Source organism: Coprococcus sp. ART55/1 (assembly GCF_000210595.1).
Classification (GTDB): Bacteria; Bacillota; Clostridia; order Lachnospirales; family Lachnospiraceae; genus Coprococcus; species Coprococcus aceti.
In genome coordinates, this window is the sequence record NC_021018.1 from 2,646,182 (window position 1) to 2,646,987 (window position 806).

The 806-nt window shown below is 35.9% G+C and carries 1 protein-coding gene and 1 pseudogene; both read left to right on the forward strand.

Annotated features, from left to right (window positions below):
• Positions 1-215, forward strand: a pseudogene (locus tag CCU_RS11895) (DNA methyltransferase); the annotation flags it as partial.
• Between the two features lie 39 nt (positions 216-254).
• Positions 255-734 (forward strand): hypothetical protein, encoded by a 480-nt coding sequence (locus tag CCU_RS11900; protein ID WP_208896215.1) that lies wholly within the window; start codon positions 255-257, stop codon positions 732-734.
• Positions 735-806 lie beyond the last annotated feature (72 nt).

An 806-nucleotide genomic window follows, 5' to 3' on the forward strand; every position in this document is an offset into this window, starting at 1 on the left:
TCTGTGCAGTTGCAGATATTGCAGAGATTGAAAAACAGGATTTCATACTCACTCCGGGCAGATATGTAGGAATAGAAGAACAGGAGGATGATGGAGAGCCGTTCGAGGAGAAGATGACAAGGCTTACATCGGAACTGTCTGAATTGTTTGATAAGAGTCATGAGTTGGAGGATGAGATTAGGCGCAAACTTGGTGCTTTAGGATATAAAATATAATTTGAGGATTATTGCAATTTGTACTTTTGGGGGACTTGTTTGAAAGAAGAAAACATAAAAGATTTAATGAATTGTAAATCTCTAGACGAATTTTTTGCAAGGTTTTTTGGATTGAGTTTCCAAGAAAGAATGTCAGTACTAGGGAATGAGTATACTGTTCCAGCAGGAACAATTTTATATAGGGCAAGGAAATATAATGGGATTCCTTTGGTAAATGAGAATGAATGGTGGTTGGCACCTCCTAAATATGTAAAAAGGGGGAGGTTTAATTACGATAGAAAACCTATATTATATTTGGGAACGATGGAATTTGTGTTACCTAGAGAGATTGGTCTGAAACCTGGGGATTCATATTATCTTGCAAAATACGAATGTGTAACTGGATTTAAGGTGGGGTCTTTATTAAAGACAAATAGTTTAGTGACTCATGTATTGCATAAGGTGGCAATGGCAATAGAAAATGATTCTAAACTGACAGAAAATGAGAGAAAAAACTTGAGAGTTATCATGATGTGCTAATGAGTATGATTGGTACTGTAGGGGTTGTTTCGTTTATCTCAAGACAAGAGATAAACTTTGCAATAAAAAACG